This window comes from Aquitalea sp. LB_tupeE (assembly GCF_013391415.1).
Classification (GTDB): Bacteria; Pseudomonadota; Gammaproteobacteria; order Burkholderiales; family Chromobacteriaceae; genus Aquitalea.
Window position 1 is genome coordinate 14,170 of sequence record NZ_JACAXB010000032.1, and the last position, 12,924, is coordinate 27,093.

Below are 12,924 nucleotides of genomic sequence, written 5' to 3' on the forward strand. Positions count from 1 at the left end.
ATGACCCAGCCTTGGCGCGTAGATTGCCATGCCTGGACGCAGCGGGTCATTGAAATTGGCATCTATTCTAACTGCATTACATGTGCATTTCATGCTGATCGGGTGTAGGCAGCGACTTCGTTGTTGTCGCCAGCGTCAGGGGAGCTTTGTTGTGGTTGCTTCCTGCAGGAGAGGGGTATTCAAACGACATCTGACTGGGCGCAAGGCAGTTGCAGGGCGCGTCGGCATAATTGGCGGTATCTTCAGGCAGATTTTCACTCATTCACATCGCTGATAGTCAGCTGCTGGAATCTGCTTCTTCTTGGATGCTGAATGAATTAAAGTGGTCTGCAATTCATCCATGCCGGTTGTCGGCGCTCTCTCTTGTTGATGCGATACCATGAAACTAAAACTCCAATCTCTTCTTGCTGAAATGAACCAAGGCCTTGTCGAACGTGAGGCCACCCTGAAATTGGCTTTGCTAACAATACTGGCTGGTGAAAATCTGGTGCTGATCGGGCCGCCGGGCACGGGCAAAAGTCTGGTGGCGCGGCGCATTGCCTCCTGTTTTGGTCAGGCCAATGGCGGGGATGACTACTTTGAATATTTGCTGACCAAGTTCTCTACACCTGAAGAGCTGTTTGGCCCATTGTCCATCAGCGAGCTCAAGCAAGACCGTTTCAAGCGCAATACGGCTGGTTATCTGCCCTCTGTACGCCTGGCGTTTCTGGATGAGATTTTCAAGGCGAGCTCGTCCATCCTGAATGCGCTGCTCACCATACTGAATGAGCGTATCTATCACAACGGTAGCAAAGCAGAGAAAGTACCGCTGCAAGGTTTGATCGCTGCATCCAACGAGCTGCCCGCCAGCCAGGAAGAGCTAGGGGCCTTGTACGATCGTTTTCTGACGCGCAGTTTTGTCGATTATGTGAAAGAGGACAATCTGCACAGCCTGTTTGAGGTGAGTACAGATCCTGTCCTGCAAACCCATCTCACCAGAGACGATATCTCCTGCATTAAGTCCCTTGCTGATCGTGTTGTGATACCACTACCCATCCGCGAGCTGATTACTACTATCTGGCTGCAACATCGGGAGCTGTTCAAGGAAGACCGTCGTGAGCAATTGTCCGACCGGCGCTTCAAGAAAATTCAGCAATTGCTGCGAGTCTCGGCAGCCACCAATTGTCGGCAAGAAGTGGATTTGTCCGATGTGATGCTGCTGAAAGATTGCCTGTGGAATCATCCGGATAATGCTGCCAAAGTGGTGGAGTTGGTTCTTAAGACTTTGCAACTGTATAGCCGTACGCAGCCTAGAGTAGTCCAAGGTGCTACTGCTCAGATCGAGCTAAAGCCAATTTCTAAACATACAAAGAAAAATAACATTCCTGGCTATGTTGGTAGTGGTGCGGAAGACGACCCTATTTTGATCGGTAGTATCGAAGATCTTCTTGGCTTAGATCAGCCAAGTGTTGGCCAGATGGGGTATTACTTTAAGCAAACAGCTGATATTGATCTCTCGCAGTTGCAGAGTTGGAATCCTATTGGTTTTAAAGGGCATTATGACGGAGGTGGGTGTTTAATATTTTGCAATGAAGATGTTTATTATTGGAATTTTCAAATACAGGACTCTGGATGTATTTTCTCCAAAGTAGGGGAGGAGTCTTCAGTTTCTAACCTGGAATTAAGAGAATTCTCTCTGGCTGATACGATTTATGGTTGTGAGGTTAAAGGTTGTCGATCGAGCCGTAATTTGATTGCTACTAAAGCAGTTGGTTGTCAGTTTTTGGATTGTCATGCTGCGAGTATCGCTAGAGAGGTGGAGGATTGTTTGCTGTCTCGGTGTGGTAGTTTCGAAGTATTGGTTACTTCATATGTAAAAAGAAGCACAATTGAAAATTGTATTATTAATTTGAACTTTAAAGGATCTGGGGATGAGAAAATTGGTGCAATAACGTATAATTTACTCGAGGGTAGTGTAGTCAATTCGTGCGTTATTTGTGGTTCTGCACATTATTCTGGTTCGTATTATTTTTATTTGTACACCATTGCGGTAAACATGATGTCTGGAGTGGTGAGGAATTGTTTTGTTGGGCCTCTTGAAAGATCTTCGTCGGATGTTAGGATATGTGGAATTTCTAGTGGTGGTTCAACGGCAGTGCTTGAAAATAATTATGTATTGGATTCGGTTGCTGTTGATGTAAGCTCTCATGAGCCAAATGGATTTAATTGTGGAAAAATTCCGGAGGTTAGATTCGGTCAAAGATTTTTAGAACATACATTGCACTGGGATTTTGATACTGTTTGGGAGTGGGATAGTCAAAATAAAGCCCCTAAATTGCGGAAATTTAATGCTGTGCCCGAGGGGTTGGTAAGTCTTGATGATAAGGGTGAAAGTGTTGATTTGTTGACTAGTCAGATTGTAAATAATATTTGGCTTTGAGGCTTTGCCATGTTTGCATTATTGTCGAATGCATTTAAGTCTGGTCTTGGCGCGGTTGCAGCTGCATTGCCGATGGGGATCAAGGCTATTAAGTATTTTGTTGATAGCACCCTTCGTCAGCAGGTCATTCCTGTGTCGGGTAGTGTGCTGTATAGCGACCTCTGGCTAGCCGTTGAACACTCAGGTATTTATGTTGGGGATGGGCTGATAGCCAATATTGTCGTGGATGGTGTAGCCCAAAGCACAGTCATGCACAGTACTGCCAGCTCATTTGTCTCAAAGAGCAAGCTTGGGCGTAAAATATACGTTTCCTGCGACAGGCATGGTGCTGTTGGCGATTTGGATGTTAGCCAAGGTGCAAACTTCCATATTGGTGAACAGGCATTTTATGGACTGGTCATCAAAAATTGTCATCAGTTTTCTACCAAATGTGTAAATTATGCCCAAAGTGGAGTTAAGCCAGTCCCATTGGTCGATCAAGTCTTGAATGGTGTTTTTTCCAGCACATGGGAGCCGACAATCAGTCTGTTAAAATCCACTGCTCAGAAAAAACTGGGCGCAACTAAGTGGAGATTATGGGATTGGGATGGCGATATCCGGAATAATCCTCCGAGTGAGCCCGATTGGTCTGCCAATGAAGAGTATTTTAGACATCAAGTCTTGAATGCGGATTCAACAGCGCGCATGCGCGAGGAGTCTGACGCTACGCGGGCCTATCTTGCTGAGATTGATGATGAGGATATTCCGTCCGATATAAAAATAAAGTTGCGAAGTTTCAATAAAAATCTGCTGGATATTGTTCAGAAGTATGAAGAGGTAAAAGGTTTCTTGGCTCTTTGTCCAAATGCGCGCTTCTCTTATGCCGACTTGCAACAGTGTGGTAAAGACCTCAATGCACTTGCTGATTTGATGCAGAATAATCAGAGCATCAAGACACTGGTCCACAAAATGGGACGTGCATTCATTACAGAGGAGATGAAGCGAAAGACCCGAATCCCGGAGGCCAGCAGAGATGAAGTCCATGGCACGCATCGTAGTGCAGATCTTCAGCGTTTATTGCCAGCCGAATTGGTGAATCTTGAAGATGAGTCTCTGGAGATGCTGTTCTATGCGCGTTTGCTGGAGCAAAACCTGCAGACTTACGAGTTGTCTGGGGTGACTTACCTGGATGGTGAAACCACCGAGGCCAAAGAGAAGCGTACTGGCCCTGTGATTGCATGCCTTGATACCTCGGCGAGCATGAGTGGTGAGCCACTACTGAAAGCCAAGGCACTCTTGCTTGCCATTGCCAATATCTTGCGTCAGGAAAGCCGTTCGTTGCATGTGCTGATGTTTGGTTCCGCCGGGGAAATGCGTGAATTTTCCATGGAAGATGGTAGCGACCATGCCGGGTTGTTACGCTTCCTCAGTCAAGGCTTTGATGGTGGCACAGACTTCGAAACGCCCTTGAGACGATCCTTGGAGTTGATCTCCAGTGAGGAGAACTATCTCAAGGCGGATGTGCTGATGATCTCGGATGGTGACTGCCAGCTGGGCGACGATTTTGCCTCCTTACTTGCAAAGGAGAAGGGAAAGCTTGGTTGTCTGGTGTACTCGGTGCTTTGTGCTGGTCAGCGAGTAAGTGACAACTTCAGCGATGAGGTCGTTGTGTTGTGAGCTTGGCCATGACCTGTAGGCATCAGGCGCGCAGGTGTAAGGGGAAGGCAGGGCGTGTGTCGGTGGTGTGCATCTGAGGCTGTCCCGAAGTTGGCCCAAAGTGGCCTGAGACCCTTCTGCGGCGGGCTTCCCGAGTCTCTCCGCTTGACTCGAAATGGATCGTACCGTTGTTGGTTGTGGTTGATGTATTTCAGCTAATGTTACGGCCACCGGCCTACATTCTTATCAATGAAGTCAGCCCACCATTGCAGCAGCTCCTGGCGCTGTGGCAGGTACTCTGCACGGTTGTAGGCGGCTTTGACTTTGTTTTGCTCTACGTGTGATAGCGCCAGTTCAATGACGTCACTGTTGAATAGGCCGCTTTCGTGCAGTGTGGTGGAGGCAAGTGCCCGGAGGCCATGTGCCGTTGTCGGGATGGCTAGTCGCTTCAGGGCGACATTGGGGGCGCTCTCGCTGGCGTACTGATCCGGGTGGGTGCGATGCGGGAACAGGTATGGATGATGCCCGCTGATGGGCCGTAATGATTCCAGCAATGTCATGCTTTGCCGGGAAAGCGGTATCAGATGGTCACGCCTGCGCTTCATTTTTTGACCTGGTATTGTCCATACCCCGTCGTTGATTTCATCCCAGCGGGCTGCGGCTGCTTCAATGGGGCGGCTGAGGTTGAGTAATTGCCATCGCATTTGCAGCTTGAGTTGTATGCCAATCTGGTCGCTGTTGAAGAAGGCTGCCAACTTGTTGATTTCTTCCGTGCGTAGGGCGCGGAAGTGGGCGCTTTTGGGCGCGCGGAATGCAGAGGTGATTCCTGCTGCCGGATTGTTGTCTGTCAGGCCGCGTGCAAGGGCAAAGCCAAAGATCATGGCGATGTTCTGCCGGGCACGGCGCAGGTATTCCAGGGCGCCACGTGCTTCCATCGGTTCCAGGGCTTCCACAATCATTCTGGCGCTGATTTCTGTGACGGGTTTGTCACCCAGTGTATTCATTACGTTGGCTTCAAGGACACGCCACACTTGGTCTGCATAGCCTGGTGTCACGGTTTCGCGCCAGCGATCCCACCACTGCCGGGCAACGTATTTAAATGTATTGTCTGGGTCGTTGCCTGGTGTGCGTTTGGGGTCTTGCCCTGCCAGCAGTATGCTGCGCACCGCGTCGCGTCGTTCTCTGGCTGCAATCAGGCTGGTTTGAGGGTACGGGCCAAAGGTGATGGTATCGAATTTGCCGTCCGCAGGGCGGCGGTACTGAATGCGCCAAACTTTTCGGCCATTAGGGTAGATCCACAGTGCTAGTCCTGCGCCATCGCTGAGTTTGTACATCTTGTCAGCAGGCTTTGCGTTGCGTATGCCGGTGTCGGTCAGGGGGCTGGAAGGCTTGGGCATGGTCGTACCATCACGCGGTGATTCGTACCATCAAAATTACCATCAAAATGAAATGATGGTCGATGCGTGGCGGTGCGCCAGAATGAAGAAACCGCCACGTTCTGCAAGGGTTTCAGCCCTTTTGATGACAGAAGGTGACGGTGTCTAAGTATGGGGTGGCGGAGGCTGTGGGATTCGAACCCACGGACGGTTTCCCGTCGGCAGTTTTCAAGACTGCTGGTTTAAACCACTCACCCAAACCTCCGCAGTTTCTTGCCGGTGATTATGTCATCTGGCAAAGAGGACGCAATAATAACCGCCCCAAGCCGTTTTGGCTAGGGGGTGGCGCGGTTCATTTGCAGCATTTCGGCCGCATGCTGACGGGTGGTCTGGGTGAGTTCGGCACCGCCCAGCATGCGGGCGATTTCCAGTACGCGTTGTTCGGCGTCCAGTGGGGTGATGCGGCTGACCACGCGTTTCTTTTCTTCGCGCTTGCTGACCTGCCAGTGCTGCTCGCCACAGGAGGCGACCTGCGGCAGGTGGGTGATGCACAGCACCTGATAGCGTTGACCCAGTTGCTTGAGCATGTGGCCGATGACTTCCGCCACGCGCCCGCCAATGCCGACGTCCACTTCGTCGAAGATCAGTGTGGGTACGCTGGCCACCTGGCTGATCACCACTTGCATGGCCAGGCTGATGCGCGATAGTTCGCCGCCGGATGCCACTTTGGCCAGTGGGCGCAGGCTGGTGCCTGCGTTGGCAGCCACCAGATATTCGATGGATTCCAGTCCGTGCGCGCCAGGCTCGGCCAGGGCCGCCAGTTCGATGGCGAAGCGGGCGCTGCTCATCGCCAGTTGCTGCATTTCCTTGCTGATGCGGGCGGATAGCTCGCTGGCGGCCTGACGACGCTTGCCAGACAGGGCTTCGGCCAGGGTGCGGTAGCGCGACAGGCTGGCGGTTTCGGCCAGCGCCAGGGCTTCGCTGTCGGAGGAGGCTTCCAGCGCAGCCAGCTGGGCTTGCCAGTCGGCCAGCTTGAGCGGCAGTTCCTGCGGCTGCACACGGTATTTGCGCGCCATGCTCATCAGGCTGTCGATACGGCTTTCCACTTGTTGCAGCTGACCGGGGTCTTCGTCGATGTCGCTGGCGTAGTCGCGCAGGCTATAGACGACTTCGCGCAGTTCGGCATCCACCGAATCCAGCAGGGACAGGGTGTCCGCCAGCCGCGGGTCGAGGTTGGCCAGCTTGCTCAGCCGGCTTTGTACCTGAGTGAGCACGGACAGGCAGTTGCCCTCCATCTCGGACAGGGTATCCACGGCGTACTGCGCGCTTTGTACCAGTTCGGCGGCATTGGCCAGGCGCGAGTGGCTCTGGTTGAGTCCGGCCCATTCGTCCTGCTGCAGGCCCAGTTCGCTCAGTTCGTTGATCTGCCAGGTGAGTCGTTCGCGTTCCACTTCGGATTCGCGCGACAGCTTGTCGGCTTCGCTGCGTGCCTTGCGGGCGGTTTGCCATTCCTGCCAGGCCTGATGCACTTCACGGGCCAGCGAGCTGCTGCCGGCATAGGCATCCAGCAGTTCACGCTGGGCTTCGGCTTTTACCAGTGACTGGTGGGCGTGCTGGCCGTGGATGTCCACCAGAAACTCGCCCAGCAGCTTGAGCTGGGCCAGCGTGGCTGGCTGGCCGTTGATGAAGCTGCGCGAGCGACCGGATTTGTCCAGCACACGGCGGATCAGCACGATATCGTCGTCGCCGGACAGAGCGTTTTCTTGTAGCCAGGCTTTGATTTCGGGACGCTGGCGGCTGTCGAATTCGGCGCTGATTTCAGCGCGCTCGGCCCCTTCACGCACCAGCGAGCCTTCGGCGCGGTCGCCCAGCAACAGGCCAAGGGCATCCAGCAGAATGGATTTGCCGGCGCCGGTTTCACCGGTCAGTACGGTAAAACCGGGGGAGAAGTCCAGCGCAATGCTGTCAACGATGACGAAGTCTTTGACCAGAAGGGATAGCAGCATGGTGTGTGCGTGTCAGAGCAGGCGCTCGCCCCAGTGGAGTTTGTGGCGCAGCATATCGTAGTAGTTGTAGCCCACCGGGTGCAGGATGCGCAGCGGGTTGCGGTAACGGCGAATCAGCACGCGGTCCATTTCCATCAGGTCGCAATGTGACTGGCCGTCAAAATGCACGCGTGCGTCCAGGCCGCGGGTCAGCATGAATTCCACTTCGCAGGAATCATTCACTGCGATGGGGCGGTTGTTCAGTGACTGCGGGCAAATGGGGACCAGTGCAATGGCCTGCAGCGTGGGGTGCAGGATGGGGCCGCCAGCGGCCAGTGAGTAGGCGGTGGAACCGGTGGGGGTAGAGACAATCAGGCCGTCCGAGCGCTGGCTGTAGACAAACTGGTTGTCGATGAAGACTTCAAATTCAATCATCGAACCCACGGCGCCGCGGCTGAATACGATGTCGTTGAAGGCCAGCGCATTGGCGACTTCGGCATCTTCCCGAATCACCGATGCTTGCAGCAGGATGCGGTTTTCCGGCACGAAATTGCCGCCCAGGATGGCATCGATGGCCTCCAGCATTTCATGCCGAGGAATATCGGTCATGAAGCCAAGTCGGCCCTGGTTGATGCCCACCAGCGGTACGCGATAGGGTGCCAGCTGACGGGCGATGGACAGCATGGTGCCGTCGCCACCCAGCACGATGACCAGGTCGGCCAGCTTGCCCATGTCGCTGCGTTCGATCAGCTGATGGGGCCCGGCTTCGGCCTGGGTGGCGCTTTCCTTGTCCACGAATACGGTGACGCAGGCAGCTGCCAGATGATCGGCCAGGGTGCGCAGCGATTCCACCACTTGCGGTTTGCTGTGTCTTGCCACCAGGCAGACATGTTTGAACAGTCGTTCCATGTGGGCGATTCTACTGCCTTGGGGCGGTTTCGTTCAAAAAAGACTCATCGCTGCGTTTTTTGCCGGTGGCTTCCAGTGCCTTGAGGTAGAAGCGGATCAGGTCGGCCAGCGAATCCACCCCCAGCTTGCTGAACAGGTTGGCACGGTGTACTTCGATGGTGCGCGGCGATAGGTCCAGCTGGCGGGCGATTTCCTTGCTGGACAGTCCGTCGGCCACCAGTTCAAGTACTTCACGCTCGCGGCCGCTGATGCGGGCCAGCTGGTTCATCACTTCCTGGGTTTCTTCATCCTGCTGCTGTTGCTGGATGCTCAGGCGTATGCCCTTGCGCAGGCTGTCGATCAGGCGGTTCTGGTCGATGGGCTTGGTCAGGAAATCAATGGCACCGGACTGGAAGGCGCGGCGGCACTGTTCGATATCACCATGACCGGTGATGAAGACAATGGGAATGGACAGGCCGCGTTCGACCAGTTTTTCCTGCAGGGCAAGGCCGGTGATTTGCGGCATACGGATATCCAGCACCATGCAGCCGATTTCACCTTCGGTATAGGTTTCAAGGAATTCCATGGCGCTGGCGAACGTCACCGTGCGCATGCCCTGAGCCATGATCAGCAAGGCCAGTGAGTCGCGTACGGCCGGGTCGTCATCCACAATGAAAACGGTGGGCATCATGTACTTCATTAACGGTCATCTCCTGCAACAGCGATTGCTGTTTATGTGCCAGATACGGCAAGACCAAGCCCGCTGACTGCCTGGCTGTCAGCAACGGGGGGCGTAAGGTAGTGTCTTGCCGGGTTTGTCGTTGCGGCGCGATATTGCGACCGGGCAGGGGGGGCAGCGAGGTCAATGCGCTCCATGATACCTGTGACACCCTTGCTCAGTCTGCCTTTTGGGCTTGCAATGCACACAAATATCCGTATGTTGCAATGCCGCAGGCCGCACCAGTCAAGGCTGAATGTTATCAGCATAATGGCTGGCTGACTGTACGGACTGCTGCCGTGGTGTACTTTATCGGCGGTTTGATGTCATCCAGCTTGCATCGTCATGGTTTCAGCCAGTTGGCAAATTGCTGCCGCAGCTTTCGCTGCTTGGGTTGAATGACGGCCTGGCAGTATGGCTGTCCGGCATTACGGGCAAAGTATTGCTGATGGTAGTCCTCGGCCGGATAAAACTGGCTGGCCGGCTCCAGCGTGGTGACGATGGGCGCGGCAAAAATGCCTTGCTGTTCCAGGTCGGCCATCACGGCGCTGGCTGCCTCCAGCTGCTCGGCATCATGATAAAAAATGGCAGAGCGGTACTGGCTGCCCACATCATGCCCCTGACGGTTGCGAGTGGTGGGGTCGTGGGTGGCAAAAAATACCTGCAACAGTTGACGGTAACTGATGATGGCCGGGTCGAAGCAGATTTGTACCGCCTCGGCATGGCCGGTGTGACCGGTGCAGACGCTGCGATAGTCAGGGTCGGCTGTTTGTCCGCCGATATAACCGGATTGCACCTGGCTTACCCCGTTCAGGGCGAGAAAAATACTCTCGGTACACCAGAAGCATCCGCCGGCCAGGGTGGCTGTGTTCATTGCACTCTCCAATTTTTGAGGGATAGGTACGCTGTTTCGTCGGGGCTGGCAGGGAAATCTTACATGCCTGGGCCAAATAGCTGATACGCGGCAGTGACGGTATTGGTCTGGATTTCCACCGTGTCGCTGATGGGGTTGGCGTAGCCTCCGGCCATGGTGACGACCAGTGCGGCACCGCTGTCCCGCACTTGCTGCATGAGCAGTTGATCACGTTCCAGCAAACCTGCCTTGCTCAGTGCCAGCTTGCCCAGCCGGTCACCTGCATAGGGGTCGGCTCCGGCCAGATAAAACACGATATCGGGCTGCTGCTGTTGCAATAGTGCGGGCAGATGCTGGCGCAGCAGGGTCAGGTAGCTGGTGTCGTCGGTCTGGTCGGGCAGGTCGATGTCCAGCGAGCTGGCCTCCTTGCGGAAGGGAAAGTTCTTCTCGCCATGCATGGAGAAGGTGAACACGCGTGGTTCATCGCGAAAAATGGCCGCGGTGCCATTGCCCTGATGAACATCCAGATCCAGCACCAGAACGCGGCGCACCAGGCCTTCTTGCAGCAGCAGGCGCGAGGCTACGGCCACATCGTTGAATACACAAAAACCACTGCCCTTGTCGTGATAGGCATGGTGGGTGCCCCCGGCCAGATTCACGCCGCAGCCTTGCAACAAGGCCGTACGGGCTGCGGCAATGGTGGCACCGACCGAACGGCGCGAGCGTTCCACCAGTTGTGGTGACCATGGCAGACCGATTTCACGCCAGGCTCGGGCAGGCAGGCTGCCATCCAGCACCTGGGCGACATAGTCTGCGGCATGGGCTTGTTGTAGTTCCCATGCGCTGGCCGCCGGGGCTTCCTCCATTAATGGGGCAGCAAAACGTGCGACTGCCGTGGCCAGCATCTGGTATTTTTCTGCCGGGAAGCGGTGCCCTGCCGGTAGTGGCAAGGCAAACTGGTCGGTACGGTAAATGCGCATGGACGGTAGGTGTGGCTAGAACAGTTTGACCGGAGAGAAGCGCGGCAGGCTTTCGCCTTCGTGAATGACGGTTTCCAGGAACATGCCGGCAGGGCGGGTCCATAGTTGGTAGTCGCCATACAGCGCACGATAAGCCACCATGGGTTCATGGGTTTCAGAATGCAGGCCCAGTCCGAGCACTTCGTAAAGATTGCCCCGGTAGTGGCGATAAATTCCGCGCGGAATATCCATTTGTGCTCCTTGTCGGTTTCGGCAGGGCCGCCAGCATGGCGGTGTCGCGCAATACGGTCAAGTGTTCTTGCCGTCCCAGTAATACACCCGGAAATCACGGTCCAGTACAAAGTCATTACGTTCGTACAGCCGCTGCGCCGTAACATTATCGTGGGCGGTTTGCAGCATGATGTCGCCGCCGCCCAGTCCGACAACATGGGCCTGACAGGTTTGTAGCAGTTGCTTGCTGACGCCGCTGCCACGGTAGTCCGGCGCAACATACAGGTCATGCAACAGCCAGTTCGGCTTGAGCGTCAGTGAATTGAAGCCCGGATACATCAGCGCAAAGCCGACAGCCACGCCAGCGTCCTCCGCCAGCCACAGGCAGGCCTCGTGCTGGCGTATGCGGGCAGTGAGAAACGCCAGACAGTCCGCGTCGCTCTGCTGCACATGATAAAAGGCCAGATAAGCCTGAAATAGCGGCAAGCAGCGTTCAAGATGGTGTGGGGTGACAAGGCTGATCTTCAAAGTCATGCATTCGCTCCCGGACAGTGATTCCGTTACAATAGCGCCCTTTTTTCAGCAGGTTAAGTCATGAATCTGATGCTTGCCCCGATGGAGGGTCTGGTTGACCCCATCATGCGGGATGTACTGACTCGTTTGGGCGGTATCGACTTGTGTGTAACCGAATTTGTCCGAGTCACCAATGTGTTGTTGCCCACGCGGACTTTTCATCGTCTGGCACCGGAACTGCTTAATGGTGGCAAGACCCGTGCCGGAACAACGGTAAGAGTGCAATTGCTGGGCTCGGACCCGGTTTGCCTGGCTGAAAATGCCGCCAAAGTGGCCAGCCTGGGTGCGCCCGGTGTGGACCTGAACTTTGGCTGCCCGGCACCCACGGTCAATCGCCATCGTGGTGGCGCGGTGCTGTTGACCGAGCCGGAGCTGCTGTACGCCATTGTCAGCCAGGTGCGTGCGGCGGTTCCGGCACAGATCCCGGTAACTGCCAAGATGAGGCTGGGGTACGAAGACAAGAGTTTGGCACTGGAATGCGCTGCAGCCCTGGCCAGCGCTGGCGCTGCCGAACTGGTAGTACATGCACGTACCAAGGTGGAAGGGTACAAACCACCAGCGCATTGGGACTGGATTGCCCGTATCAGGGAACATGTCACGGTGCCGGTCATCGCCAATGGTGAGGTGTGGACCGTGGCGGATTACCATGCCATCCGTGCGCAAAGCGGTTGTGAGCGAGTGATGATAGGGCGGGGGCTGATTGCCGCCCCCGACTTGGCGCTGCGCATTGCGGGTAATCAGTCCGACACGCCCATGCGATGGCAGGCACTGATGGAATGGCTGTTGGATTTCTACCAGCAGTGCTTTACCGAAGCCGGGGAGTCGCGCTACCCGCCGGCACGGCTCAAGCAGTGGCTGGGTCAGTTAAAGAAAACCTACCCGGAAGCAAGCAGTTTTTTTGAAGTGATTCGTCGCGAAACTTCTTCTGGGAATATTCTGAGAATAATGCAGGATATGTCTGCTAAGTAAATTCACCCATAGTCAATGCCAAGTGCAAACGTTAGGATGAAAACGTGCTTGGTTCTTGGTATGGATCCAGGCGCTGTATGACCGGCTGCCCTCAGCTTCCGGTCGTTACACTTCCCCGATACCCTGTTAATCCCTCCCCTTGTGGGAGGGTTTTTTTATGGCTCTTCACTGCTGCGTTGGAATGCTTGGCCGCTACAGCCATCACCTTTTGCACTCTGAGTGAGGTTGCCTAACAGGCTGTTGAAATACCCGTCAGCCGAGCGCAGTCCTGTCTTTGCTTGCGCATGACGCATGCTTTGATCTGTCTCCAAGTTGCCA

General features: G+C 54.9%; 12 protein-coding genes and 1 tRNA gene. 3 read left to right on the forward strand and 10 right to left on the reverse strand.

The features are described 5' to 3' along the window. Window positions 1–76 precede the first annotated feature (76 nt). A complete protein-coding gene (locus HWX34_RS16630; RefSeq protein WP_178973300.1) occupies window positions 77–262 on the reverse strand; it encodes a hypothetical protein in 186 nt (61 codons plus the stop codon). Window positions 263–379: 117 nt separating this feature from the next. On the opposite strand from HWX34_RS16630, the gene HWX34_RS16635 reads away from it, so the two are divergent. Beyond that, the gene (locus HWX34_RS16635; protein ID WP_178973301.1) at window positions 380–2,419 is read left to right on the forward strand and encodes an AAA family ATPase; all 2,040 of its coding nucleotides are present in this window, start codon (window positions 380–382) and stop codon (window positions 2,417–2,419) included. A 9-nt stretch (window positions 2,420–2,428) separates the two neighbouring features. Next, entirely contained in the window at window positions 2,429–4,075 is a 1,647-nt protein-coding gene (locus HWX34_RS16640; protein ID WP_178973302.1) for a VWA domain-containing protein, read from the forward strand. 200 nt (window positions 4,076–4,275) lie between these two features. On the opposite strand, the gene HWX34_RS16645 is transcribed toward HWX34_RS16640, so the two are convergent. From HWX34_RS16645 to HWX34_RS16685, 9 genes are all read right to left on the reverse strand, one after another. Further along, entirely contained in the window at window positions 4,276–5,451 is a 1,176-nt protein-coding gene (locus HWX34_RS16645; RefSeq protein ID WP_178973303.1) for an integrase arm-type DNA-binding domain-containing protein, read from the reverse strand. A gap of 156 nt (window positions 5,452–5,607) precedes the next feature. Continuing rightward, a tRNA-Ser gene (locus HWX34_RS16650) sits at window positions 5,608–5,695 on the reverse strand. 70 nt (window positions 5,696–5,765) lie between these two features. Further along, complete coding sequence (recN, locus tag HWX34_RS16655) at window positions 5,766–7,436, reverse strand: DNA repair protein RecN (protein WP_178973304.1); 1,671 nt, start codon at window positions 7,434–7,436, stop codon at window positions 5,766–5,768. A gap of 12 nt (window positions 7,437–7,448) precedes the next feature. Further along, window positions 7,449–8,324, reverse strand: a complete 876-nt coding sequence (locus HWX34_RS16660; protein ID WP_178973305.1) for an NAD kinase — start codon at window positions 8,322–8,324, stop codon at window positions 7,449–7,451. 10 nt (window positions 8,325–8,334) lie between these two features. Further along, window positions 8,335–9,003 carry a response regulator transcription factor gene (locus HWX34_RS16665; RefSeq protein ID WP_062787864.1) on the reverse strand — a complete coding sequence of 223 codons (669 nt, stop codon included), beginning with the start codon at window positions 9,001–9,003 and terminating at the stop codon, window positions 8,335–8,337. A 361-nt stretch (window positions 9,004–9,364) separates the two neighbouring features. Further along, window positions 9,365–9,895 (reverse strand): peptide-methionine (S)-S-oxide reductase MsrA, encoded by a 531-nt coding sequence (msrA, locus tag HWX34_RS16670; protein WP_178973306.1) that lies wholly within the window; start codon window positions 9,893–9,895, stop codon window positions 9,365–9,367. Between the two features lie 59 nt (window positions 9,896–9,954). Then, window positions 9,955–10,854 (reverse strand): histone deacetylase, encoded by a 900-nt coding sequence (locus tag HWX34_RS16675; protein WP_178973307.1) that lies wholly within the window; start codon window positions 10,852–10,854, stop codon window positions 9,955–9,957. A gap of 15 nt (window positions 10,855–10,869) precedes the next feature. Then, window positions 10,870–11,085 (reverse strand): DUF1653 domain-containing protein, encoded by a 216-nt coding sequence (locus HWX34_RS16680; RefSeq protein WP_045847383.1) that lies wholly within the window; start codon window positions 11,083–11,085, stop codon window positions 10,870–10,872. Between the two features lie 57 nt (window positions 11,086–11,142). Next, entirely contained in the window at window positions 11,143–11,598 is a 456-nt protein-coding gene (locus HWX34_RS16685; protein WP_178973308.1) for a GNAT family N-acetyltransferase, read from the reverse strand. A gap of 60 nt (window positions 11,599–11,658) precedes the next feature. Between HWX34_RS16685 and HWX34_RS16690 the strand changes: the two genes are divergently transcribed. Beyond that, window positions 11,659–12,606: a tRNA-dihydrouridine synthase gene (locus tag HWX34_RS16690; RefSeq protein WP_178973309.1), complete on the forward strand. Its 948-nt coding sequence runs from the start codon at window positions 11,659–11,661 to the stop codon at window positions 12,604–12,606. The last annotated feature ends 318 nt before the right edge of the window (window positions 12,607–12,924 follow it).

Excerpts from the sequence above, each read along its gene's own strand:
- HWX34_RS16640 (WP_178973302.1), top strand. The coding sequence starts at position 2,429 with ATGTTTGCATTATTGTCGAATGCATTTAAGTCTGGTCTTGGCGCGGTT.
- HWX34_RS16690 (WP_178973309.1), top strand. The coding sequence starts at position 11,659 with ATGAATCTGATGCTTGCCCCGATGGAGGGTCTGGTTGACCCCATCATG.
- HWX34_RS16635 (WP_178973301.1), top strand. The coding sequence starts at position 380 with ATGAAACTAAAACTCCAATCTCTTCTTGCTGAAATGAACCAAGGCCTT.
- HWX34_RS16680 (WP_045847383.1), bottom strand. The coding sequence starts at position 11,085 with ATGGATATTCCGCGCGGAATTTATCGCCACTACCGGGGCAATCTTTAC.
- HWX34_RS16660 (WP_178973305.1), bottom strand. The coding sequence starts at position 8,324 with ATGGAACGACTGTTCAAACATGTCTGCCTGGTGGCAAGACACAGCAAA.
- HWX34_RS16675 (WP_178973307.1), bottom strand. The coding sequence starts at position 10,854 with ATGCGCATTTACCGTACCGACCAGTTTGCCTTGCCACTACCGGCAGGG.
- HWX34_RS16645 (WP_178973303.1), bottom strand. The coding sequence starts at position 5,451 with ATGCCCAAGCCTTCCAGCCCCCTGACCGACACCGGCATACGCAACGCA.
- HWX34_RS16685 (WP_178973308.1), bottom strand. The coding sequence starts at position 11,598 with ATGACTTTGAAGATCAGCCTTGTCACCCCACACCATCTTGAACGCTGC.
- HWX34_RS16665 (WP_062787864.1), bottom strand. The coding sequence starts at position 9,003 with ATGAAGTACATGATGCCCACCGTTTTCATTGTGGATGACGACCCGGCC.
- msrA (WP_178973306.1), bottom strand. The coding sequence starts at position 9,895 with ATGAACACAGCCACCCTGGCCGGCGGATGCTTCTGGTGTACCGAGAGT.
- HWX34_RS16630 (WP_178973300.1), bottom strand. The coding sequence starts at position 262 with ATGAGTGAAAATCTGCCTGAAGATACCGCCAATTATGCCGACGCGCCC.
- recN (WP_178973304.1), bottom strand. The coding sequence starts at position 7,436 with ATGCTGCTATCCCTTCTGGTCAAAGACTTCGTCATCGTTGACAGCATT.